This window comes from Carboxylicivirga mesophila (genome assembly GCF_018271975.1).
In the GTDB taxonomy this organism is placed as follows: Bacteria; Bacteroidota; Bacteroidia; order Bacteroidales; family Marinilabiliaceae; genus Carboxylicivirga; species Carboxylicivirga mesophila.
This window is the reverse complement of record NZ_JAGUCN010000013.1, coordinates 16,264-38,602: the sequence shown is the minus strand read 5'-3', so window position 1 is coordinate 38,602 and position 22,339 is coordinate 16,264. Positions and strand designations below refer to the sequence as shown.

Genomic DNA, 22,339 nt, shown 5'->3' with positions numbered 1-22,339 from the left:
TTTTTGCCTGTTGATAAAATGTGTTAATAATCGTTTTTCCATCTAATCGAAATTACTTAAATTAGTGCGTTCAAAAAATGGCTGGTACAAGCCATTTTTTATTGTAATAGATTATATAAAAACAAACTCATAAATGACTGAAGGAGAAAAAATAATAAAAATCAACATTGAGGAAGAGATGAAGTCAGCCTACATCGATTATTCGATGTCGGTGATTGTTTCGCGTGCCTTACCTGATGTTCGTGATGGAATGAAACCGGTTCACCGCCGCGTTTTGTATGGGATGAGTGAGCTGGGATTAGCAGCCAATAAGCCGTATAAAAAATCTGCCAGAATTGTAGGAGAGGTGCTGGGTAAGTTCCACCCACACGGCGATTCATCGGTTTATTTTGCCATGGTAAGGATGGCTCAGGACTGGTCATTGCGCTATCCTTTGGTTGATGGACAAGGAAACTTCGGATCGGTTGATGGAGATAGCCCGGCGGCGATGCGTTATACTGAGGCGCGTTTAAATAAGCTGGCGGAAGAAATGTTGGTGGATATTGAGAAAAACACCGTTGATTTTCAATTGAATTTTGATGACTCTATTCAGGAGCCAACTGTTTTACCTACACGCATTCCTAACCTCTTAGTCAATGGGGCATCCGGTATTGCAGTGGGTATGGCTACGAATATGCCGCCGCATAACTTGCGCGACACGATTGACGCCACCATTGCTTACATCAACAACAATGACATCGAAATTGATGAGTTGATTGATATTGTTAAGGCCCCTGACTTCCCAACGGGAGGTACTATATATGGTTACCAGGGTGTTAAAGATGCCTTTAACACTGGTAAAGGACGTGTGGTGATCCGTGCCAAAACAGATATTGAGATGGAAGGCAACGGTCGTGAGAAGATTATCATTTCAGAGATACCATACATGGTGAATAAGGCCGAGCTGATCATGAAGATTGCCGACCTGGTGAATGATAAAAAGATCGATGGCATTTCCAATGTGAATGATGAGTCAGACCGTCAGGGTATGCGCATTGTGATTGACTTGAAGAAGGATGCAATTGCCAATGTGGTGCTGAACCATTTATATAAGTATACGGCCATGCAAACCTCTTTTGGGGTCAATAATATTGCATTGGTAAATGGTCGTCCACAATTATTGAATCTTAAGGGATTAATCAAGTGTTTTGTAGAGCACCGTCACGAAGTTGTGACACGCCGTACACAATACGAATTGGAGCAGGCCGAGAAACGCGCTCACATCCTGGAAGGATTGATTATTGCCAGTGATAATATTGATGAAGTGATCAAAATTATCAGAGCTGCTAAAACGCCTGATGAAGCACGTGAGAACCTCATTAAACGCTTTGAACTAACAGATATACAGGCACGCGCCATTGTAGAAATGCGCCTGCGTCAGTTAACCGGACTGGAGCAGGATAAGCTGCGTGCAGAGTACGAAGAGTTGATGAAGGAGATTGCCCACCTGAAAGATATATTGGCCAACTTTGAACTGCGCATGAGCATTATCAAAGAGGAGCTGGAAGAGGTCAAGGCTAAGTATGGCGATGAGCGTCGTACAGATATAGTTTACAGTTCTGAAGAGTTTAACCCGGAAGATTTCTACGCTGATGAAGAAATGATCATTACCATTTCTCATCTGGGTTATATGAAGCGCACGCCACTAGCTGAGTTCAAGACGCAAAACAGAGGTGGTGTTGGTTCAAAAGGTTCAACCACCAGGGATGAAGACTTTATTGAGCACATCTATCCGGCTTCTATGCACAATACCATGCTGTTCTTCACTAAGAAAGGCCGTTGTTTCTGGCTGAAAGTATATGAAATACCGGAAGGCACAAAGAATTCAAAGGGTAGAGCCATTCAAAATCTGCTGAACATCGATCCGGATGATACGGTGAAGGCATTTATCAAGGTGAAGAAGCTGAATGATGAGGATTACATCAATTCGCACTACATCATGATGGGTACCAAAAAAGGTGTGGTTAAGAAGTCATTACTGAAAGATTACTCTCGTCCACGTGTAAATGGGGTGAATGCCATTACCATTAAAGAGAACGATGAGCTGTTGCAGGCCCGTCTCACCAATGGACAGTCGGAAATATTGATGGCGACACGCTCAGGTAGAGCCATTCGTTTTAACGAAACACAGGCCCGATGCATCGGTCGTACAGGTGCAGGCGTGCGAGGTATAACACTGGCTTCAGAGCATGACGAAGTGGTTGGCATGGTTTGTGTGAAAGATACAGAAGCTGAAGATATTCTGGTGGTGTCTGAAAAAGGATATGGAAAACGTTCCAAAACGGAAGATTACCGGGTTACCAACCGCGGTGGTAAAGGGGTAAAAACCATGAATATCAGTGAGAAAACCGGTGAATTGATCACGATTAAAAACGTGACTGATGATAACGATTTAATGATTATTAATAGATCGGGTATTGCTATTCGATTGTCAGTTAGTGAGATGCGAGTAATGGGGCGTGCTACTCAGGGCGTTCGATTAATCAACCTGAGCAAGAAGCAGGATGAAATCGCATCGGTAGCTAAAGTTACTTCAGAAGCCGCCATTGAACAGGAAGCTTTTGAGCAAGAGGATAACGATGACGTGGTAACCGAAAATACTAAGGAACAAACTAACGAATGAGGATAAATACTATATTTGCCTCACAAAATCAATCTAAAACTTTTTGAAATGAAAAGATTAGCGCTATTTGCAATTTTAATTTTCAGTATCTCAGCTGTATTTGCCCAAAAAGGTAAAGTATCAGCTGCCAGTGGTTATTTGGACACAAATGACGTAGATGCTGCAAAAAAGGCAATTGACCAGGCTATTGAGCATGAGAAATCAAAGGACTGGCCTAAAACATACATTATTGCTGCCAAAGTTTATACTGAATTGTCTAAGTCCGGGCAGGACGCTGATGGCATCAAAAAAGCAGTGGACTTCTACAAGAAAGCCATTGAGCTTGACCAAAAAGGCGATGCTAAAGGTAAAGGAATCGGTAAATATGAGAAAGAAATTAAGCTTCAGTTGACATTCTTCAAGCCTGACTTAACTAACTCGGGTATCGAAGGGTTCAATACAGAAAATTTCGAACAGGCTTTATTTGCTTTTGAAAACGTATTGTACATCAATGCTTTACCAATGTTCCAGGAAGAAGCCCCAGGTATTGATACTGCTATCGTATATAACTGCGCATTAGCCGCTTACAATGCCAAGGACTGGAACAGAGCTGAACAGTATTTCAACCAGTCAATTGACTTAGGTTACGGTGGTGGTGATGCTGTATTGTTGTTGGATCAGGTGTTTGATGCATCTGGAGACAGTACGAAAGTAGCTGAAAACCTGCAACGTGGTTTCCAAAAGTACCCAGAAGATGAGCGCATTTTAACAACACTGATTCAGTACTACCTGGATGCTCAGCAGAATGATGCTGCTTTAGAATACCTGAATACAGCAATCGAAAAGGATCCTGAGAATCCATCATTCTACTATGCGCGCGGTGTTCTGTATGAGAACATTGATAAAGATGAAGCCATTAAGAACTATGAAAAGTGTTTAGAAATTGACAGTAAGTTCTTCAATGCGCTTTATAACATTGGTGTTATCTATTATAACAAAGGTGTTGAGCAGCAGAATGTTGCCAATGACAAGACGACCACAAAAGAATTCAATGCAGCAATGGAAGTGGCTAACGAATTCTGGGAAAAATCATTACCATACATGGAAAGTGCTCATGAAGTTCAACCGGAAGAAGCAGCAGTTTTGGAAACTTTAAAAGGTTTATATTACCGCTTTGAGAGAATGGACAAGTACAACGAGGTAAAAGCTAAGATTGACGCTTTAAATTAATAAAGAAGGTAGCCGGTTTAATCGCCGGCTATTTTTTTACATCTAAAAATAACATAATATCAATCTCATGACTTTTTTTAGTCTGGAGACCCTGAAAACACAAGTGCTAATCGGTACACGACATTGCACAGACCGCATAAACACAAGTAAACCCGTTCTTATTTAGAACGGGTTTAAATTTATATTTACTATTTTCGTATTGACCTAGTGTTTTAGGTTAAAAGAAAAATTATGTCACGCCCCGAAACGTCGGGGCATTTTTTTTTAGTAGCGTTTGGCTTTATAGCCATAAGCAATTACATGACAATCCGTTGCATCTAACTTACAACAAAGAATGTTTTCAAATTCATGACGGGTACCCGCTACCATTCCTTCAGCACCAAAGTTTTCCATAGTACTACCACCATTGTTTGGGTCATCATACGAAGTAATATAAAGAAATGAATCGTTACTGCTACCAGCAGTAACAACGGCTTTACTTATCATTACTAATTCACCTAAACCACCTACAGTATTTGATGTATAAGCACCATCCGACTTTTTTATCTTATAAAAAGGTTCAACATGTACTCTATCAGTTCCAAAGTACTGACGAGCGAATTGTTTAAAATCCTCCTGGCTAATTACTACCATATCATTATTTTTTTGAGGTTCGACATATTTTTTTGTACATCCAACGAATGCCACTAGAAACAAGGTGTACAAGCACAACAACCAATATGTTTTTAATTTCGCTGATAATTTGAATAAGTGTTTCATCGTTGAAAATTGTTAATATTGTAGAGGAGGCGAATAATTCACCTCCAAATACAAAGAATTTATTTATAAAATTTCTAATCATGATTTTGAACTTTATTACACCATCACCCGAAAGCATAGGCATTTATAAAACCTTAATTATTTTCTGTCTTATTGCCTTGTTTATCGGATTTAGGATAGGAGCACATTATGAAAGATGGAAATTAAAAAGAAAGAGATAGACCTGACTTAGCCCAAATGTTACGCATTTGGGTTTTTTCTTCTCTACTCAATTCCTTATTAAACCATCCAAATAAGTCTAACGAATACCCCCCAAAGAAAGCACCGCCTAACGCGTATCCTTTATTTCCAAAAGCATCATAAACCTTAACTAATTCATCACCATTTAAAGGTTTAAGAATAGTAAACATTAAATACTCATCAGTACCAGGAGCAGCCATAGCAGAATACAGAGTTTCAGCAATTGAAAGATACTTATCGACCTTTGTTGAATAACCACCAATAGACTTTACCAAACTCTTAACCTTATCTAGCGGGATGAAAAACAGAAGTGGGAGCAAAAGCACCCACCAATGTTTTTTTAAGATGTTAATCAATGTTTTGCCAAGCTTCATCATACAATGATTTTTCAAGGTTATACAAAGATTCAATTTTACACATGGCCTTAACAACTGGATAAAGTTCTTCACTATTCCAGTTCAAATGCTCATCACGTTCATAGCCCGACTCATTGACAACAAACTGAATATATGATTCAGTATCATTCTCATGCGATGGTGCCCAAGTGCTAACAATTTTGGCAATTGTGTTTTTACCATCACGTTGGTATAATGTTCGCATATTGCGCAAGCCAGCACGTACACCCAACATCATAGAATCAAACTCTTCAAAATCTGGGTCATCATCCTTTACAGATTCACCACGCCATTTTATTTCAGTTTGGCGGAGGTTTAAAGGATTATTGTTTCTAATACCTCTTGTTTGGTCGCTACCAGTATAAGGTACTTTTTTCAGTTCTTGTTGTTCCCTCCAAAGAGGATATAAAAAGAACACAGCAACAGGAGCAACAACAACAACAAGGGCGAGAAGTAGCCAAACATACCACTTTACTTTTTTAAGATTCAACATCATTCACCTCCTTTTCCTTGTTTACACCGTCCCAAGCTTCCTTAAAAGCTTGCAAACCTTGGTTTAAGGCATCCATGAACTTAAAGAACTTCTGTACTTTAGTGATGCCAGTTCCTATTTTATCAATCCATCTCCACATAATTACCTACGCTTTACGAATGTTCCAAAATAGTTTTTAGCAGGATTGGCCACCATCTGCAAATCTGGAATAGTCAGCTTTTTACTATTCACATTGTAAAATGCTGTGAAAGTCTTTTTTCCATCAGGAAACTGAACCGATGCGACCCACTTATCAGAGTTAGGACTCTTAGTTTTCGACTTTTCACACGGAACAGCCACAAACGAGATAAAACCACGCCCACGAGATTTATTCCAACCAGTAATACACGGACGGCCTTTTTTATCCTGACCAAGTTTACAACCTGATTTTTTACGAGGTTGCGAATGATACGCAGGGCGATAATTGTTAGCCACATACGACTGACCATTGTAACCCTGATTGTATTGGGGCGGTAAATAACCGCCCGGCATGTTATAATTTCTTGGCATGATTAAACCCTCCACTTTTTACGGCCAGTTCCTTTACTCAAGAAGTAAATAAGACCCAGTACAACAATTCCACCAGTATAGAAATACCAATACTTCTTTACATGTTCCCAAACCTGTAACAGCTTTGCTTTGATTTTATCCATCGTATTACTACCTGATGGATTCAAAGCTTCACGCGATGGGGCAGTAGTAGCGCTTGCAATCGGTAAGTTCATACCTGTTTGGGTTTTCACTTCTTTCTGTATACCTAGAGCAATGGCATTACCTACCTCTTTAGCAAGGGTTGGATTGCTTATACTAGTTGCAGTTGACTTTAAGACTGTTTGTGCAATCTTATCAGCCTTAACAATTCCATCCCTTACAGCAGCATCGCCCATACTACCAACCAAAGCCCCGCCAATATCCTCAACAGCCACTTTAGCAATAGGGCCAACAACAGGCACAGAGTAGGCAATTTTTTTCACACCATTCAGCAACTTACTTGATAATCCACCACTTGCCTTGTCAATTCCTCGTCCAATTTTGTCGAAGAATCCTTTCTTTCCGAAAATCTTTTTGAATAATCCCATAATTGAAACCCTCCTTAAATTTTATCAATCATGAAAAACTGGTAAGTATTACCATTGGTCTCGATTTCCAATTCTTTGATATCAGAGATTGACACCAAGTAATACTTATCGTAACCATACTTTACAGTAGTACCTACTTTCACGATATCATTTTCGAGGTTTGCAATGGCTTGCAACTCAACAGGCGAGTATTCCATAGTTACGTTATCGTTAGCCCAAACTTTCAGGTTAACTAATCCAGTAACAGGCAAGGCCAATAAATCAGAATCCATGACACCGTACTTTTTCAAATCCTCACCAGCAGGAATAGTAAAGCGTTCATATTTGAATGCCTTATCGGTAAGATTGTTTTCTTCCAAACCGTAAATATCATACTGCTTTGTTCCATCAAGAGAACCCATCTCGATTTCTAGATACTTATCAGTATCAAGTTTCAAACCACCGTTTGCAATCAACACAACGGCCAATGAATCACCAGCAGCAATTGACATAAAGCCCTCCAATTGTGATGAAATTTCACCCATTGTAATAATAGGAGTTCTGGCACAAATACTTTCATTCTCACCAGTGGCAGAGTTCAAACGCTTAATTTCAATTGTCTCATTCGCTAAAGCGGTATTTGCTTTAACTACAATACCCATGATAGGTTTGTGTACGCGTAGGCCATCTATTTCAGATTGACCAGTAAATGATTTAATTTTCATGCTTTTCTGTTTTTGTTATTATTAGTTTTTAAAAGCATGAGCAAAAAAAAAGCACCCCATAGGAGCGCTTTTACCATTGTTTACTAATGTTATCTTTATTTGACCTTTTTTAGCCTGTTTTTGCCACTTTATAAAGCTTAATTACTTGTTTACATTCGTCAACTGTTAATCCCTCATACTTGGCCAAATGAAGCAAAAGAATGCGCTTTTTATTCTTTGGTAATTCCAGAGCGCTTATAATTTCTTGCTTCCTATGTAATGCAGTTGGTTTACTACAATTGTAAAATATCTGTAAATCCTTTACGGTTAATTCCATGACTTAAAGGGTTAAAGTGAACTTTTAAAATGAACTTTTAAAGTAAACTAGGTGTAATTTAAGGTTAAAAGATTCTCATCATCAATTCTTCAACACTTTGTTTTTCGTTGATGACTTCGCCAGTCTCATGATTAACAGCGGTGATGTACACCGCTTTTATAATATTACCGCGCTCAACAAATTGTTTTAATATTCTCAAGCAAGCTTGCATTCCATTCACTTCAAATGTGAAAAGCTTATTAATATACATGCCTTGAAAATTGGCATAGAAATGAATTTTGTTTGCTACATACATAGTTGTAATTGTTTAGGTTCGTTATTTATTATTTGCTTAATTTCTTGTTTTACAGCTTGATTAAATTCAATGACTTTTTGCTTGACAGGGGAGAACAGTTCCCTACAATATTGGGCAAACTCTTCAGGGATGGTTTTATAACCTTTATACTTTAATTGGTCGATAGGCACACCAAGCATTAAAGCATGTTCAGACTCATAAACTTTATTTGTGTCCTGGTACCGCTTTATCATATCTGCAAACTCTTCAATGTATGTCATATCATCAGCAGCCACCAGTAAAAGATTTTTCATTTTACTAACTGATTGACTTGAAAACCAGATACGACCATCAACTTTTAAATTTTCCTTTGCTATTCCTTTATGTTCTTTGCTCATATACTTGCCAACATAGGCAGCTATATTTCCAACCTTTCGTAGGTTTTCTATATCTGTACTGTTTGGATTCATCCAATTAGCAGCGCAACCAGCTTTATAAGCTTTTCTTATGCGTTGCTTATCTTTTTCACTGGGCTTTCCTTTGATTTCTTTCAATCTCATATCCCTATAATCAGACCATGAAAGCGCATTCATTTTTTTGTGATACTCATACACGTAATGCAGCTTGTTAATAATTCTATTCCAAATGGTTCTAACTTCTTTCGCATCTATATACTTATCCAGTAGGATATGAAAATGTAATTGCCCTTGACCTTGCTTTTCTGCTTTCCATATGAATTTTTCAACCTCATACTTCGCCCTGATTTCTGTCAAAAACTGCTTGAGACATTTGTCTTTAATTTCCTTATCAGAATGAACTTGTTTACTGGGTAGTGTTAAAGTCAGGAAAGTAATTTTCTCTTTACCCTTTCCAGAGTTTACGATATTTGGATCTACACTATACAGAAACCAATACACCGCACGCTCTAAAGCTTTTTGCCCTTTCTTGCTGATAAATCCTTTTTCCTTGTTTTCGCAAGGTGGCTTAATTCCAGTATTCCACGTTTTAAAGTTTCCATTGAAATCCATCAAGCGGGTATAAGCGGTCACGGCGGTAGGGGATACGGATAGACATGGCATCCGTATAAGTCCGTTATCTAAATAAACTGGTTCTAAATCCATTACATAAGGTTTTTGAAGTTGTGGGCGTATTGACAAGCCAACCAAAAAGAGGGGTAAACCCTCTTTTTATTTACAATTCTTCAATGTCAAGAATATCTTCATCAAAAGTTATTATTACCAAATCAACCACAAGAACCCTTTTATCTAGTTGTAACCAACTTTTACATTTAATTCTTGTATAACTGCAATATTCACCGCCATTTACATCTACTTGCACAATCAACGTTTTCATACTTCTTAGTCTTTTATTATCAGTTATCAGGTGTATACACTTTAAGCTCACTAATAACCTCTTGTCTATGCTTTATCTTTCTTGCTTGTTCAAGTATTTCACTTTTAGCCATTGTATTGTGAAATACAAATTGATTAGCTTTCCCAACATAAACAGTTACATTCTGACCGTCTTTTAAACAGCTTAGTAATGCTGCTAGAATCTCTACTAATACTCTTTTCATTTTACTTTATTTTAGGGTATAAAAAAAAAGGTAGTTAAACTACCTTAGCCATGTTAATAGATTCTATATCAGTATATCTGGCACGCTCAAAGATGCGTACCGCTTTCATTTGCTCAAATTCGTTTAAAGATGTTTCGATTAAATTAATTTCACGCTGATAGGATGATAGCTGATATTTTAAAGACGTCAATTTCTGACGTTCAGCCAACACATTTAGATTAGCACATATATTTCTCAAAGCATAACAGACATAGTAAAAAGCAGAGAAAACAATGTAATTACCATTGTTTGTGCTACCCATCCAAATAGCCTTTTCTAATGATTTATGAATAGCGTTTATAAAATCATTTATATCTCTTTCAGCTTGATATACATCGGCCTGACGTTTTCCAGAGTTAGGACTGAACAACAAATAATTTTGTCTATACGTCAAAATCACATTAGTAAATATGTGATTACTAAAATTCAATTGTTCGGTAAGATACTTTGATGTTTTTACCAGAAATGCTTTAGCTTGCCGTTCTTGCTTAAACTCATATTCGTGACCATTGCCCAAACGAACAATGTATTTGTCATCAACAAAGGAGTAATATTTTAAATCAATCTTTTTCAACGTTCGGATAACTAAGTTTTGTTATCCCGATTCACACACGGCAAAGCTAGTTGTAATCGGGTGACAGTAAATTGACACCACAATTATAATATTTATAAAAATAACATAATATCAAATATAAGACAGGGTGTTGGTGTTTTAGCAAAAGCCAAATAATATGCATCAACATAAAGACATTGTAATAAATGTAATAAAACCTGTATGGCGTTTTATTAAAGCCTCTGAGAATTGAATATATCATGTGTATCTGCATAAATGCACGTACGCGCTAATCTCAACGAATTTTAAACGACTTAAATCCTTAAGAGTATTTGGTAAACAGCGAATTAAGTGCAGGCAGATTTTCCCAAACAAATTTACAGTTTAAGCAGATATAGATAATTGTGTCAGTTTTAGTCACCGCATCTGAACAGGTTCCCGCACAGAACAGTTCATTTGAAAGAATACTAAACTTAATTTAAAAGAAAGCCGCTGAGTAAACGTTATTAAACAGCGGCTCAGGTTGTAGAATCCGGGAAAAGATAAAGTTTGGAGCAATTTAGGTATTTGCAATATATTTTATCTTAGTATAAATACCTACCTAATAAAAGATATAGAAGTCTGATTAGTCAATGATGTCGCAATATTTATAAGCTCTTCCCATTAAAATAGTTACCCATATCTAACCACATATCATTATGTTAATACCCAACTGTTTAGGTTTAAATCTTGTGTAGTATTGTTTTCGGCAAAGTACCATTGCTTGAAAAGTGCCTGGACAAAATTATACCGGTTACAATTCAAAATGCACCTTTAGTTGGTATCACTCCAAAAAGCTCGACGAATATGTATCGGCATTATACCAGTGCATCATAATATTTAAATGGTATCAATTGGTGTAATCGATATATGACAAAGCACCTTTTTTGCGCGTAATTGGCATAACAATCACCAATATTTAGTGATTTTTCATCCTTAATAAGGCCTATAATTTATTAACAAAGCCTTTCAAAATCTACATTTTTATTAAATTCGCATATAATCTAGAGAGAGGTTTTGGACAAATACCAGAAATTGCAATTAATTACCTATTATATATTGGCGGCTGCCCTATCTAAGTTAGTTCATGTAAGTATAACGAGCTTACATAAGTACTCTGGCAGGCTGGTTGCTGGTCAATACGCCTATCAGTTTCAACCAACTGTCCATTACCAGGTCACTACTTCAGAAAACCGTTCAGTAAGCGCTAACAGAGCTGGCTGGCAACATACACCAATTCGATAACAAAAGAGTGTGCTATTAGGGTAACCAATGGCATTTTTTGGTGTATAACAGAAGTTGAATTGCCTGTATTCTCTGGAATCTTACTTAAATGATGTTGGGCTTGGTCTCAACCTCATTAGTGGTTTAAATGTTTCTTTAGAGGAAACCGCTTAGCCACGTGCATATCAACTAGTAGTTGACTCACACAGTGTGACTGAGGAGGCGAAGCTGTATCATCTTGAATGCATTCGGCAGGCCATTAGTGAAGAGTGAAGAGTGAAGAGATAAAAGTGATGAGTGATAAGCTCTATTACATCAATTATGAATCTCAATAATCACCATAATCTGTGGTAAATAATTATTAAAGCTGCCAATCAGTAATCATTATAATCTGCGTCATTCCTTTGAACGGAACAGATCCTGTGGACAAAAAGTGAAGAGAGAAAAATTAAAAGTGATGAGTAATAAGCTTTATGGCATCAATTACGAATCTCAGTAATCACATTAATCTGTGGTTAAAAAGAGTGAAAAATTAAAATGCATAACGGTAAAAATTCATAGCATACTCAACTCTTCAGCCAATAAACAATTCAACAATATTCAACTCGCAGCTACCGCACGACTCCGATCGTGTGGGCGACGAAATAAGTTTGCAGACTACAATGGAATTCATTAATACCCAAATACAAGACCTGACATTGATTAAACCAAGCGTTTTTGGCGACAACCGCGGCTATTTCCTTGAATCATTCAACCAGGAGAAGTTTAGCCAACACATTGGTGATGTCAACTTTGTACAGGTCAACGAATCCAAATCAGCCTATGGGGTGCTGCGGGGCTTGCACTATCAGAAACCACCTTATTCACAGGCCAAGCTGGTACGCTGCATTGAAGGGAAAGTTTTGGATGTGGTGGTGGATTTACGTCACCTCTCTCCTACCTATGGTCAGCATTTAAGTTTTGAACTTAGCGGTGAGAATAAGCACCAACTGTTTATCCCAAGGGGATTTGCCCATGGGTTTGTGGTTTTGAGCGAAACGGCTATCTTCAGTTACATGGTGGATAATAAATATGCTCCTGACTTTGATAGTGGTATCGCCTGGAATGACAAAGACCTGAATATTGACTGGCAACTGCCCATTGAGGAAATCATTCTCTCTGAAAAAGATAAAGCACTAAAGCCATTGAAAGAAACGGTGATTCCAACAATGTGAAAAAGTTTCTAGTTGCTGGTATTCTTGTTTCAGATTATCACATCATAGATGAATCAAGCAACTAATAACCAGCAACCAGATTATGAGTAGCTATAAAGACCTTGATATTTACAAATTGGCTTTTCGACTTTGCCTAAAAGTACATGAACTGAGTTTAAATTTGCCAAGGTTTGAATTGTATGAACAGGGTAGTCAGGTAAGACGATCATCAAAGAGTATTAAAGACCAAATTGCAGAAGGTTATGGAAGAAGGATGTATAAATCTGACTTCATAAAGTTTTTAATTTACGCACAAGCGTCAAATGATGAGTGTCTTAATCAGATAGAAACAATTAATGCCTTATATACAGATATTAGTGGTTGGAAAGAATTAATATCAGAATACGAAATGCTTGGGAAGAAAATCAATAAGTTCATTCAATACGTAGAAAACAATTGGAAATCGCCAAAATAACCAACAACTAGTAACCAGCAACCAGCAACCAGAAACAAGCAACTAATCATGAACAACATCCACCCCACCAACATCTATCTCAACCGCGATGATAAAGAGCAATACCTGAAGCAAAAAGCCAAGGTCATTTGGATTACTGGCCTGTCTGGTTCGGGAAAAAGCACACTGGCACATGGGCTGGAGCGCCGACTGGCTGAACGTGGTTATCTGACTCAGGTGCTGGATGGTGATAACATCCGTACAGGCATCAACAATAATTTAGGCTTTACAGAGGAAGACCGCACCGAAAATATCCGACGCATTGCGGAGATTAATAAGCTCTTCCTCAACTGTGGCATCATCACCATCAACGCCTTCATCTCTCCCACCAATGATATACGCCAAATGGCACGTGAGATAATTGGTGATGTGGATTTTATAGAGATTTTTGTGGATGCATCCTTTGACACCTGTGCACAACGTGACCCCAAAGGTTTGTATAAGAAAGCACTGGCCGGACAAATCAAAAACTTCACCGGACTGGATGCGCCCTTTGACAGACCTGATAATGCGGAAGTAACCATCAACACCGATGAATTAAGCATTGAAGAAGGCATTGAGAAAGCGTATAGCTATGTAAAAAGTGAAGTAAGGTGGTAGTAAGCGCGCTTCGCTTTAGCTCATTAGAGCGCCTTCGGCTTTTAGAAAGGAGTAGTAGTAAGCTACAGACTTTCCCCCTTGGAGAAGGGTGCTTGGTACTAAAGAAAATTGAGTTGTACAACATTTGGGGGATTGAATAGTCGCATCAACACTTCAACTTTTAAACAATTCAACAATATTTAGCCCGCAGCTACCGTACGACTCCGATCGTGGGGGCGACGTAATAAAACTATAATGCTAGAAGCTATATGGAACAAGCAATGAGAAGTGAGAGACTAGAGCACCTTCGGCTTGTAGCACACCAGCAAAGAGTGAAGAGTTAATAGTGATGAGTAATAAGCTTTATGGCATCAATTTCAAATCTCAATAATCACATTAATCTGTGGTAAATAATTATAAAAGCTGGCAATCAGTAGTCCTTTTAATCTGCTTAATTCCGTTGTACGGAACAAGTCCTGTGGACTAAACCTAACCAAGCCGTCATTCAATGCTCCACTTGGGGAGCTGGCCGAAGGCCTGAGGGGGGGATAAATAGTTCGAAGTCCGCTGGTCGGAGTCCGAAAACAAAGATCAGAAATGAGAAAACAGACCGCATCGCTTCCAGAAAGCACAAACAACTTAACAGATAAACTATTCAACTCCTAAACTTTTCAACTAGGGATGAGCGATGAGAAGTGAGACTCTGTTGCTTGATCAATATTTTCATTTATAGTAATTTACCGGATATACTAACAAAAACTGCGATGCATACCATAAAACTAAAAATACATGACAAAGCCTATAAGCATTTTATTTGGCTGTTAAGCAAGTTTAGCAAGGATGAGATAGAGGTTATCAGTGAAGATGAAGCCTTTCTAAAAATACAGGCAGAACTTCAGGCTGAGCTCAATGAAATAAATGAAGGAACAGTTAAATATTATACCATTGATGAATTAGAAGAACGACTGGAAAGCAAAATAAGGAGAAATGAAGATAGTCTTTACCCTGTGTAATAAAGTATGTTTTATACCTATGTACTATATAGTTTGAAAGACGGGATGTTCTATACCGGTTATACATCAAATCTTGATTTAAGAATGAAAGCCCATAATAATGGTGAAGTGTATTCTACCAGGAACCGGCTGCCATTAAAACTTATTTATTTCGAATCTTGTTTAAACCAACAAGATGCTACACATCGAGAAAAGTACCTAAAAACAACATATGGTAAGAGATACATACGAAATAGATTAAAAAATTATTTGAATAGTGATAGTATTACACAGGGTTAATTAATTTATTCTAAAGCTTGAACACCAAGTCGAATACATAGCTGTTGATAGCCCGGCGAGAGCTCGAAAATTCAAATCTGAACTGATTCAACAATTAAAACAAATACCAAAGAACCCTTACCAATACAGAGCTTCAATATACTTTGAAGATAAAAGAATAAGGGATATTATTTTCAAGGGTTATACAATTGTATTTCGCATCAATAACAATACGATTGAAGTGTTTGGCTTCGTTAAGTACCAAAACAAATTGGACTAATGAAGTACAGACATTCAATGCTACTGCATGACTCCGATCGTGTGGGCGACGTAATAAAACACTACACCAAAATAAACCAGATAGAACAAGCGATGAGAATTGAGAGACGGCACCTTCGGCTTGTAGCACATTAGCAAAGAGTGATAAGTTGAAAGTGATGAGTGATAAGCTCTATTATATCAATTTTGAATCCCAATAATCACATTAATTGTGGTAAATAATTATAAAAGCTGCCAATCATTAATCCTTTTAATCTGCTTAATTCCGCTGTACGGAACAAGTTCTGTGGACTAAACCTAACGAAGCAGTCAATCAATGCTCCACTTGGGGAGCTGGCCGAAGGCCTGAGGGGGGATAAATAGTCCGAAGTCCGCTGGCTGGAGTCCGAAAAGAAAGATCAGAAATGAGACACCAGGCCGCTTCGCTTTTAAAATAAAAATTCAACTAAACAAATAAACTCTTAAACTTAAGAGATGAGCGGTGAGTAAAAGATAAGTAATATAATGAGGCCTGAAAGGCCGCCATATATCTGCATAGGTCGCAGGCCTATGATTAAGAAAGCACCACATTTAGAGTGCTGAAGGCACGATAGATAAATGAAAAGTGAAGAACGGTAAAATTAATAGTCGCTTCAACTCTTCAACAACTAAACAAATTAACAAGAACTAATTCGCGTACATTCGCGCAATTCGTAGTATAAAATAATGGAAAAATACGATTTAATTATACGCCCCAAACGCCATGCGTTCGACATCAATTTTAAGGAGATATGGCAGTACCGCGACCTGCTCCGCATGTTTGTGAAGCGGGACATCATCACGGTGTATAAGCAGACCATTCTGGGACCTATCTGGTTTGTGGTACAACCCATTATGACGACCCTGATTTACATGGTGGTATTTGGTCGCATCGCCCAAATCAGTACCGATGGCACACCGCAGATATTGTTTTACCTGGGCGGTATCACCATCTGGAACTATTTCCAGGAGAGCTTTAACACTACCGCCAAAACCTTTACCGAAAACGCCAATATCTTTGGGAAGGTGTATTTCCCAAGGCTCATCATGCCCTTTGCCAAGGTCACCAGTGGATTGATTAAATTTGGTATCCAGTTCGCCTTTTTTATGGCGGTGTACCTCTATTACCTCTTCACACAGGAGGGGGCTGTACAACCCAACTGGAGCATAGCTTTACTGCCCGTTTACATTTTACTGATGGCCATGTTTGGTTTGGGCACCGGTATCATCTTTACCAGCTGGACCACCAAGTATCGCGACCTGACCTTTTTATTAACATTTGGTGTACAATTATTGATGTATGCCTCACCGGTCATTTACCCGGTCAGCTCCATACCCGAAGGCACCATGCGCGACATATTGCTGCTTAACCCCTTTACCCCTATCCTCGAAGGCTTTAAATACGCCTTTTTAGGTGCCGGACACTTTAGCTGGACCAGCCTGGGCTATAGTGCTGCCGTGGCCACAGTCATCCTGTTTTTAGGCATTATCATCTTCCATAAAACAGAGCGTAACTTTATTGACACAGTCTAAATGAATCCGCGAAACAACGTTCAGCGAAGCTAATTATAAAATGGATTTACAAGATGTAAAATAGAAAACCACGAATTAGACGAATTAAACGAATTTAAAAGAACTGCTAGCAGTTCTGATAAAACAGCTGCGCTGTTTTCAATTCGCTCAATTCGTTAAATTCGCGGTAAAAAAAATTGCAAAACAATTAAAAAGTGATATACAAAGACGAGGCATATAAGATTGTAGGTGCTGCAATGAAAGTGCATCGGGAGTTAGGTTGTGGATTTCTCGAGCAAGTTTACCAGGAAGCTCTTGAAGTTGAGTTAAGCAAACAAGGTATTCCATTTGAACGTGAAGCACCGCTATCAATAACCTACGATGGCGTAATACTCAACAAACAATATTTTGCTGACTTTACTTGCTATGATAAAATAATAGTAGAATTAAAAGCAGTAAAAGAATTGGACAACATTCATGAAGCACAAGTTTTCAATTACTTAAAAGCAACTGGTTACAGGCTTGGTTTGCTTATTAACTTCGGTGAAACATCGTTAGAATACAAGCGTATTATCAAATAAAAATTAAACCACGAATGACACCAAACAAACTGCGCAAGCAGTTTCAATTCGTATAATTCGTTAAATTCGTGGTTTCAAACAACTGCGAAGCAGTAAAAAGAATAGAAGTAATACATGTCAAAGACAGTTATCAAGATAGAGAATCTCTCTAAGATATATCGACTAGGTGAAGTAGGAACAGGCACCCTCTCCCACGATTTGAACCGTTTCGTTCGTATGAACCCACGTGTAGGTTCTGCTAAGCTTTTACAAAGCTAAGTCTCCCTATCACGGGGCACGTCATCCTTGCCCAGGAAACCATTATAACAAAAATGCGTAAGCATTTAATAATTCGTATAATTCGCTAAATTCGTGGTTCCCTAAACAACTGCGAAGCAGTAAAAGAATAGAAGTAATACATGTCAAAGACAGTAATCAAAATAGAAAACCTTAGTAAAATCTACCGTTTAGGTGAAGTTGGTACTGGCACCTTATCGCACGATTTAAACAGGTTTGTCAGAATGAATATTTTAGGGCAAGACGACCCTTACGCCAAGGTAGGCCATGTAAACGACCGCACCCAGAAGGCCGAGAAAGGCGAACTGGTGGCTGCTCTGCGCGATATCAACCTCGAAGTAAAGGAAGGCGAAGTGCTCGGGATCATCGGGAAGAACGGTGCCGGTAAGAGCACATTGCTAAAGCTCCTCTCCCGTGTCACCTCTCCTACTACAGGCAGCATTAAGGTTAAAGGCCGACTGGCTTCCTTATTAGAAGTAGGTACCGGCTTTCACCCCGAGATGACGGGCCGCGAGAACATCTACATGAACGGCACCATTATGGGCATGCGCAAGTGGGAGATCGACCGTAAGCTCGACGAGATTGTGGAGTTTGCCGGCGTGGCCAAATACCTCGACACCCCCACCAAGCGTTACTCTAGCGGTATGACGGTGCGCCTGGGCTTTGCCATTGCGGCCCACCTGGAGCCCGAAATACTGGTGGTGGACGAAGTACTGGCCGTGGGCGATGCCGAGTTTCAGAAAAAAGCCATTGGCAAGATGCAGGATGTGAGTCAGAATCAAGGAAGGACGGTGTTGTTTGTAAGCCATAATATGGCAAGTATTCAAAACCTATGCACCCGTGTATACATCTTAGAGAAAGGACAGTACTATTACGATGGGGATACTGATGCTGGGATTCAAAAGTATCTAAATAATAGAGTGTCTAATACTGAAACTAAATTATCAGAGCGTTCTGATAGCAGTGGCAATTGCTTATTAATGTTCGAAAAGGTTATAATAAAAAATAATGGACATGAAGGCATTAACTTGCAATCGGGATGTAATGCAGAGTTTGATATTTATTACTCTATTAAGGAGACATTAGAAGAAGTTGTTTTTCGTATGATTATAGTTGACAACCAGGATGTTGTCAGATTTGTGTGTAACAATTACCATTCTTCACGACCAATAACACGTATTACTGAAGATGGAAAGATAACATTGCAGATAAAAAACTTGCCACTTCCCGAGGGAAAATATTATTTTCACTTACTTTCGGTTTCAAAAAATACAAAACTTCATGATATTGAATTTGCAGGTTCCATAGTTGTTGAAAGAGGAGATTTCTATGGAACAGGTAAAATTCCTACATTTAAATCGGGTCTATTTATTAATCATAACTGGATATCATATTAAACACTAGAATTTTGATGGATCAATATAATACATTTCTTTGGCTGCATCTTAGAAAATGTGGAGGACAAAGCTTTCGAAAATCCTTTTCTCCACCATATATACAATCAGATCGTGAAGATCCGATACCATTTATTGCTTTACCAAAAGAACAATGGAATGATGCTCTAAATAATCATCGGATTCCTTTAGGTGGATATGACTACAAACGTCTTTTATTTGCCAAAAAATTTCTATATGATGAAGAAGAGTTTAATAATCTGTACAAATTTACTATAGTTAGAAATCCTTATGATCGAGCAGTTTCGTTATGGAGATATTTAATGAATACTAGAGAAGCACATAAACTTCCAGGAAGTAGGATGCGGATAATATTGAAGCATAGTTTTAGTAAATTTTTATCTCATATTCCATACTTTATGGAATCGAAAGTTTCAAGAAGTTTTGCCACACATGTTGCTCCACAATGGGATGATCTGACTGATATGAATAATAATTTATTAGTAAATGAATACTTTAGGATTGAAAATATTAATCAAGGTATTACAATCCTTAACCAAAAGTTAAACACTAATATTACTGAGTTTTCACATATTAATAAATCTTTGCGTAATTCCTATCAAAAGCACTATTCCAAGAAAACTCTAAAGCAAGTAGAAGCACTATATGCTTCAGATATCGAGAACCTAGATTACGAGTTCTAATTAGCTTTCAATATTTCCTTCTTATTTCATGCAAAAGTTAATAAAGAATCTTACAATCTTTTTGTTACCACTCTTGATTATATTGGGTTTAGTCGAATTAAAAAGTAGGCTGAATAATACATTTTATGCAAAAAAAGAATATATCGATTATAACAAAGACTCATTAGAAGTTCTAATATTAGGCTCTTCACAAACTTGGCGGGCAATTAATCCTAAGTTTATAAAATCAAAATGTGCACCTTTAGCTCACGGCGGAAGTGCACTAAATATTGATTATCTGTTATTGAGAAAGTACATTAAAGAGCTGCCCCTTTTAAAAGTAGTTCTTATTGAAACTTCATACCATACTCTTGAAAATTACTGTGACTCTTCTTGGAATAAAAATCATTTATTCTACATTTATTATGATATAAATAATTACAATTCTGAGCCACCGATGAAAGACAATTTATTAATAACAGCTAATTTTTCTCAATATTTTAAAAAATTTTGGACAAATAATATATTTCCTGAGTTTGGGAAATATAATAAATATGGTTTTATAACATCAGCCATAGATAACTTAGATGTCGGTAAATATGATTCATTGTTCCTTGCAAAGAGACACTGCGAGGAAAATATTGTCTTATTTAAAAAGAATGCAAGAATACTTGATGAAATGATAAATATTTGTTTACAACATGACATCAGTGTAATTTTGTTTTCCCCACCAAAGCATTTCAATTATAATAAAAACAATGTACTAAATAAGCTAAAAAGAAGAAATGCTACCTTAAAAAAATACGAGAATGTTGTTGGCATACATATTCTGAATTTAGAAAATAAATATGAAGACAATATAGATATCTTTTACAATGAGGATCACCTAAATGTTTATGGTGCTGAAAAAGTCTCAAGAATAGTTGATTCTCTTACTAATAAAATAATTAATGAAAATATTATAAACAATAACTAATGCTCTTTAACTCCATAGATTTTGTTGTATTTCTCCCTATTGTATTCTTCTTCTATTGGTTATTAAGGGAAAAATTAAAGCTGCAGAATATATTAATTGTCATTGCCAGTTATCTCTTTTATGGTTGGTGGGATTGGCGTTTTTTAACCTTAATTGCTTTTAGTACTGCTTTAGATTATAGAATCGGTCTACAGTTAAGTAAAACAGATAATCCGCGTAATCGTAAACTATTATTATGGTGTAGTATAGTTATTAATCTTGGTTTTCTTGGCTTTTTCAAATACTATAATTTCTTTCTCGACAACTTTGTAACAGCTTTCTCATTTTTGGGCAACCCCATTAATGGACAGTCGTTAAATATAATTTTACCTGTCGGTATCAGCTTCTATACTTTTCAGACTTTAAGCTATACAATTGATGTTTATAAGCGTAAGTTGACACCAACTAATGATTTTGTAGCTTTTGCGGCTTTTGTCAGCTTTTTTCCTCAACTGGTAGCGGGCCCAATTGAACGAGCCACACATCTGCTTCCTCAATTTTATAGTCAAAGGCAGTTGGAATATAGACAGGCAGTTAATGGCCTGCGTCAAATATTGTGGGGATTCTTTAAGAAATTAGTCATTGCCGATAATTGTGCCAAATATGCCAATGAAATATTTGATATGTCTAACCAGTATGGAGGTACGACATTATTATTGGGTGCAATATTTTTTGCATTTCAAATTTATGGTGATTTCTCAGGTTATTCTGATATTGCCATTGGTACAGCTCGACTTTTTGGTTTTAAATTAATGCAAAACTTTGCATTTCCATATTTCTCACGCGATATGGCCGAGTTTTGGAGGCGATGGCACATATCATTAAGCACATGGTTCCGTGATTATGTGTATATTCCTCTTGGAGGAAGTCGTGTTAATAAACGATTTGCTATACGTAATACCTTTATTATCTTTATTGTTAGTGGTTTTTGGCATGGCGCTAACTGGACATTTATTGCATGGGGATTACTCAATGCACTATATTTTTTGCCCCTATTATTAAGTGGTAATAATCGAAAGAATCTTAATCCAGTAGCAGACAAAAGAATATTACCAAGTGTAAAGGAATTGTTTCAGATAATATTAACATTTGCACTAACATCTCTTGCCTGGGTTTTCTTTAGGGCGGAAAATATTCAGCATGCTTCAGATTACCTCACTCACCTATTTGGGGGACTATATTTAAAACAGAATTTGGTTGATACATATGTTTTAATTTTTTATAAAGCCGGTTATTTAATAGTGCTCTTAATGGTGTTTATTATATTAGAGTGGCTGGGACGCAATAGTAAATTCGCTATTGAGCATCTACTTATTAGGCAAAACAGATTTGTAAGGTGGACATTTTATTATTGCATTATCATTGTGATAGCCTTTTATATGCCTACAACTGAATCACCCTTTATTTATTTTCAGTTCTAGTA

27 protein-coding genes are annotated in these 22,339 nt (G+C 37.4%); 14 read left to right on the top strand and 13 right to left on the bottom strand.

Annotation, left to right across the window (positions count from 1 at the left end):
* Window positions 1-133: 133 nt before the first annotated feature.
* Both gyrA and KEM09_RS12120 read left to right on the top strand, forming a co-directional pair.
* Window positions 134-2,662: a DNA gyrase subunit A gene (gyrA, locus tag KEM09_RS12125; RefSeq protein ID WP_212228653.1), complete on the top strand. Its 2,529-nt coding sequence runs from the start codon at window positions 134-136 to the stop codon at window positions 2,660-2,662.
* A gap of 48 nt (window positions 2,663-2,710) precedes the next feature.
* Window positions 2,711-3,871: a tetratricopeptide repeat protein gene (locus KEM09_RS12120; RefSeq protein ID WP_212228651.1), complete on the top strand. Its 1,161-nt coding sequence runs from the start codon at window positions 2,711-2,713 to the stop codon at window positions 3,869-3,871.
* Between the two features lie 264 nt (window positions 3,872-4,135).
* On the opposite strand, the gene KEM09_RS12115 is transcribed toward KEM09_RS12120, so the two are convergent.
* From KEM09_RS12115 to KEM09_RS12055, 13 genes are all read right to left on the bottom strand, one after another.
* Entirely contained in the window at window positions 4,136-4,504 is a 369-nt protein-coding gene (locus tag KEM09_RS12115) for a hypothetical protein (RefSeq protein ID WP_212228649.1), read from the bottom strand.
* Between the two features lie 329 nt (window positions 4,505-4,833).
* The gene (locus KEM09_RS12110; protein ID WP_212228647.1) at window positions 4,834-5,247 is read right to left on the bottom strand and encodes a hypothetical protein; all 414 of its coding nucleotides are present in this window, start codon (window positions 5,245-5,247) and stop codon (window positions 4,834-4,836) included.
* Window positions 5,219-5,761, bottom strand: coding sequence for a hypothetical protein (locus KEM09_RS12105; RefSeq protein ID WP_212228645.1), 543 nt, complete (start codon window positions 5,759-5,761; stop codon window positions 5,219-5,221). Before KEM09_RS12105 ends, KEM09_RS12110 begins: the two co-directional genes overlap by 29 nt.
* A complete protein-coding gene (locus KEM09_RS12100; protein WP_212228644.1) occupies window positions 5,745-5,897 on the bottom strand; it encodes a hypothetical protein in 153 nt (50 codons plus the stop codon). Before KEM09_RS12100 ends, KEM09_RS12105 begins: the two co-directional genes overlap by 17 nt.
* A 2-nt stretch (window positions 5,898-5,899) precedes the next feature.
* Window positions 5,900-6,307 carry a hypothetical protein gene (locus KEM09_RS12095; RefSeq protein ID WP_212228642.1) on the bottom strand — a complete coding sequence of 136 codons (408 nt, stop codon included), beginning with the start codon at window positions 6,305-6,307 and terminating at the stop codon, window positions 5,900-5,902.
* 2 nt (window positions 6,308-6,309) lie between these two features.
* A complete protein-coding gene (locus tag KEM09_RS12090; protein ID WP_212228640.1) occupies window positions 6,310-6,876 on the bottom strand; it encodes a hypothetical protein in 567 nt (188 codons plus the stop codon).
* A 14-nt stretch (window positions 6,877-6,890) separates the two neighbouring features.
* A complete protein-coding gene (locus KEM09_RS12085) occupies window positions 6,891-7,580 on the bottom strand; it encodes a hypothetical protein (protein WP_212228638.1) in 690 nt (229 codons plus the stop codon).
* Window positions 7,581-7,689: 109 nt separating this feature from the next.
* Window positions 7,690-7,896, bottom strand: coding sequence for a hypothetical protein (locus tag KEM09_RS12080; protein WP_212228636.1), 207 nt, complete (start codon window positions 7,894-7,896; stop codon window positions 7,690-7,692).
* 64 nt (window positions 7,897-7,960) lie between these two features.
* Window positions 7,961-8,191 carry a hypothetical protein gene (locus KEM09_RS12075; protein ID WP_212228634.1) on the bottom strand — a complete coding sequence of 77 codons (231 nt, stop codon included), beginning with the start codon at window positions 8,189-8,191 and terminating at the stop codon, window positions 7,961-7,963.
* Entirely contained in the window at window positions 8,182-9,291 is a 1,110-nt protein-coding gene (locus KEM09_RS12070) for a rolling circle replication-associated protein (RefSeq protein ID WP_212228632.1), read from the bottom strand. Before KEM09_RS12070 ends, KEM09_RS12075 begins: the two co-directional genes overlap by 10 nt.
* 70 nt (window positions 9,292-9,361) lie before the next feature.
* Entirely contained in the window at window positions 9,362-9,523 is a 162-nt protein-coding gene (locus KEM09_RS12065) for a hypothetical protein (RefSeq protein ID WP_212228630.1), read from the bottom strand.
* A 19-nt stretch (window positions 9,524-9,542) separates the two neighbouring features.
* Window positions 9,543-9,746 carry a hypothetical protein gene (locus tag KEM09_RS12060; protein WP_212228628.1) on the bottom strand — a complete coding sequence of 68 codons (204 nt, stop codon included), beginning with the start codon at window positions 9,744-9,746 and terminating at the stop codon, window positions 9,543-9,545.
* Between the two features lie 34 nt (window positions 9,747-9,780).
* Window positions 9,781-10,359: a hypothetical protein gene (locus KEM09_RS12055; RefSeq protein ID WP_212228626.1), complete on the bottom strand. Its 579-nt coding sequence runs from the start codon at window positions 10,357-10,359 to the stop codon at window positions 9,781-9,783.
* A gap of 1,904 nt (window positions 10,360-12,263) precedes the next feature.
* Between KEM09_RS12055 and rfbC the strand changes: the two genes are divergently transcribed.
* The 12 genes from rfbC (at window position 12,264) to KEM09_RS11995 (ending at window position 22,337) form a co-directional block, all read left to right on the top strand.
* A complete protein-coding gene (rfbC, locus tag KEM09_RS12050) occupies window positions 12,264-12,815 on the top strand; it encodes a dTDP-4-dehydrorhamnose 3,5-epimerase (protein ID WP_212228625.1) in 552 nt (183 codons plus the stop codon).
* Between the two features lie 82 nt (window positions 12,816-12,897).
* Window positions 12,898-13,269: a four helix bundle protein gene (locus KEM09_RS12045; RefSeq protein WP_212228623.1), complete on the top strand. Its 372-nt coding sequence runs from the start codon at window positions 12,898-12,900 to the stop codon at window positions 13,267-13,269.
* 48 nt (window positions 13,270-13,317) lie between these two features.
* Window positions 13,318-13,908, top strand: coding sequence for an adenylyl-sulfate kinase (gene cysC / locus KEM09_RS12040; RefSeq protein ID WP_212228621.1), 591 nt, complete (start codon window positions 13,318-13,320; stop codon window positions 13,906-13,908).
* Window positions 13,909-14,651: 743 nt separating this feature from the next.
* The gene (locus KEM09_RS12035) at window positions 14,652-14,900 is read left to right on the top strand and encodes a hypothetical protein (RefSeq protein WP_212228619.1); all 249 of its coding nucleotides are present in this window, start codon (window positions 14,652-14,654) and stop codon (window positions 14,898-14,900) included.
* 6 nt (window positions 14,901-14,906) lie between these two features.
* The gene (locus tag KEM09_RS22135) at window positions 14,907-15,179 is read left to right on the top strand and encodes a GIY-YIG nuclease family protein (protein WP_212228618.1); all 273 of its coding nucleotides are present in this window, start codon (window positions 14,907-14,909) and stop codon (window positions 15,177-15,179) included.
* 7 nt (window positions 15,180-15,186) lie between these two features.
* Window positions 15,187-15,438 (top strand): type II toxin-antitoxin system RelE/ParE family toxin, encoded by a 252-nt coding sequence (locus KEM09_RS22130; RefSeq protein WP_212228790.1) that lies wholly within the window; start codon window positions 15,187-15,189, stop codon window positions 15,436-15,438.
* Between the two features lie 704 nt (window positions 15,439-16,142).
* Complete coding sequence (locus KEM09_RS12020; protein WP_244824981.1) at window positions 16,143-16,988, top strand: ABC transporter permease; 846 nt, start codon at window positions 16,143-16,145, stop codon at window positions 16,986-16,988.
* Window positions 16,989-17,182: 194 nt separating this feature from the next.
* Window positions 17,183-17,548 carry a GxxExxY protein gene (locus KEM09_RS12015; protein WP_342344006.1) on the top strand — a complete coding sequence of 122 codons (366 nt, stop codon included), beginning with the start codon at window positions 17,183-17,185 and terminating at the stop codon, window positions 17,546-17,548.
* Between the two features lie 398 nt (window positions 17,549-17,946).
* Window positions 17,947-19,221: an ABC transporter ATP-binding protein gene (locus KEM09_RS12010; RefSeq protein ID WP_212228617.1), complete on the top strand. Its 1,275-nt coding sequence runs from the start codon at window positions 17,947-17,949 to the stop codon at window positions 19,219-19,221.
* A gap of 14 nt (window positions 19,222-19,235) precedes the next feature.
* The gene (locus KEM09_RS12005; protein ID WP_212228616.1) at window positions 19,236-19,922 is read left to right on the top strand and encodes a sulfotransferase family 2 domain-containing protein; all 687 of its coding nucleotides are present in this window, start codon (window positions 19,236-19,238) and stop codon (window positions 19,920-19,922) included.
* Window positions 19,923-19,950: 28 nt separating this feature from the next.
* Window positions 19,951-20,877 (top strand): hypothetical protein, encoded by a 927-nt coding sequence (locus KEM09_RS12000; protein WP_212228615.1) that lies wholly within the window; start codon window positions 19,951-19,953, stop codon window positions 20,875-20,877.
* Window positions 20,877-22,337, top strand: coding sequence for an MBOAT family O-acyltransferase (locus tag KEM09_RS11995; protein ID WP_212228614.1), 1,461 nt, complete (start codon window positions 20,877-20,879; stop codon window positions 22,335-22,337). Before KEM09_RS12000 ends, KEM09_RS11995 begins: the two co-directional genes overlap by 1 nt.
* The last annotated feature ends 2 nt before the right edge of the window (window positions 22,338-22,339 follow it).

Coding starts and splice junctions, on each gene's coding strand:
- gyrA (WP_212228653.1), top strand. CDS start 134: ATGACTGAAGGAGAAAAAATAATAAAAATCAACATTGAGGAAGAGATG.
- KEM09_RS12120 (WP_212228651.1), top strand. CDS start 2,711: ATGAAAAGATTAGCGCTATTTGCAATTTTAATTTTCAGTATCTCAGCT.
- KEM09_RS12115 (WP_212228649.1), bottom strand. CDS start 4,504: ATGGTAGTAATTAGCCAGGAGGATTTTAAACAATTCGCTCGTCAGTAC.
- KEM09_RS12110 (WP_212228647.1), bottom strand. CDS start 5,247: ATGATGAAGCTTGGCAAAACATTGATTAACATCTTAAAAAAACATTGG.
- KEM09_RS12105 (WP_212228645.1), bottom strand. CDS start 5,761: ATGATGTTGAATCTTAAAAAAGTAAAGTGGTATGTTTGGCTACTTCTC.
- KEM09_RS12100 (WP_212228644.1), bottom strand. CDS start 5,897: ATGTGGAGATGGATTGATAAAATAGGAACTGGCATCACTAAAGTACAG.
- KEM09_RS12095 (WP_212228642.1), bottom strand. CDS start 6,307: ATGCCAAGAAATTATAACATGCCGGGCGGTTATTTACCGCCCCAATAC.
- KEM09_RS12090 (WP_212228640.1), bottom strand. CDS start 6,876: ATGGGATTATTCAAAAAGATTTTCGGAAAGAAAGGATTCTTCGACAAA.
- KEM09_RS12085 (WP_212228638.1), bottom strand. CDS start 7,580: ATGAAAATTAAATCATTTACTGGTCAATCTGAAATAGATGGCCTACGC.
- KEM09_RS12080 (WP_212228636.1), bottom strand. CDS start 7,896: ATGGAATTAACCGTAAAGGATTTACAGATATTTTACAATTGTAGTAAA.
- KEM09_RS12075 (WP_212228634.1), bottom strand. CDS start 8,191: ATGTATGTAGCAAACAAAATTCATTTCTATGCCAATTTTCAAGGCATG.
- KEM09_RS12070 (WP_212228632.1), bottom strand. CDS start 9,291: ATGGATTTAGAACCAGTTTATTTAGATAACGGACTTATACGGATGCCA.
- KEM09_RS12065 (WP_212228630.1), bottom strand. CDS start 9,523: ATGAAAACGTTGATTGTGCAAGTAGATGTAAATGGCGGTGAATATTGC.
- KEM09_RS12060 (WP_212228628.1), bottom strand. CDS start 9,746: ATGAAAAGAGTATTAGTAGAGATTCTAGCAGCATTACTAAGCTGTTTA.
- rfbC (WP_212228625.1), top strand. CDS start 12,264: ATGGAATTCATTAATACCCAAATACAAGACCTGACATTGATTAAACCA.
- KEM09_RS12045 (WP_212228623.1), top strand. CDS start 12,898: ATGAGTAGCTATAAAGACCTTGATATTTACAAATTGGCTTTTCGACTT.
- cysC (WP_212228621.1), top strand. CDS start 13,318: ATGAACAACATCCACCCCACCAACATCTATCTCAACCGCGATGATAAA.
- KEM09_RS12035 (WP_212228619.1), top strand. CDS start 14,652: ATGCATACCATAAAACTAAAAATACATGACAAAGCCTATAAGCATTTT.
- KEM09_RS22135 (WP_212228618.1), top strand. CDS start 14,907: ATGTTTTATACCTATGTACTATATAGTTTGAAAGACGGGATGTTCTAT.
- KEM09_RS12020 (WP_244824981.1), top strand. CDS start 16,143: ATGGAAAAATACGATTTAATTATACGCCCCAAACGCCATGCGTTCGAC.
- KEM09_RS12010 (WP_212228617.1), top strand. CDS start 17,947: ATGTCAAAGACAGTAATCAAAATAGAAAACCTTAGTAAAATCTACCGT.
- KEM09_RS12005 (WP_212228616.1), top strand. CDS start 19,236: ATGGATCAATATAATACATTTCTTTGGCTGCATCTTAGAAAATGTGGA.
- KEM09_RS12000 (WP_212228615.1), top strand. CDS start 19,951: ATGCAAAAGTTAATAAAGAATCTTACAATCTTTTTGTTACCACTCTTG.
- KEM09_RS11995 (WP_212228614.1), top strand. CDS start 20,877: ATGCTCTTTAACTCCATAGATTTTGTTGTATTTCTCCCTATTGTATTC.